The sequence below is a fragment of the Psychromonas aquatilis genome, from assembly GCF_038155185.1.
Classification (GTDB): domain Bacteria; phylum Pseudomonadota; class Gammaproteobacteria; order Enterobacterales; family Psychromonadaceae; genus Psychromonas; species Psychromonas aquatilis.
On record NZ_JBAKAZ010000473.1, the window covers coordinates 1 to 209 of the forward strand.

The following is a 209-nucleotide window of genomic DNA, read 5'->3' on the forward strand; positions in this document are numbered from 1 at the left end:
TTCAGCGATTATGTAGCGGGTTTGAGCTAATTTAGCATTGGTAGCAGCACTATTTAATAATGCACGAATAACATAAGTAGGATCTAAATCAGCTTCTCTATAATTACTTGCAATTAAGCTGGTTGTCGTTGTTTTACCGTGTGTACCGGCCACTGCGAAGCCGTGGCTATAACGCATCAATTCTGCTAACTTTTCAGCACGACGTACCA

General features: G+C 41.1%; 1 pseudogene. It reads right to left on the bottom strand.

Features of this window, described 5'->3' with window-relative positions:
- Positions 1–209: pseudogene (gene murC / locus V6256_RS16210) on the bottom strand (UDP-N-acetylmuramate--L-alanine ligase); the annotation flags it as partial.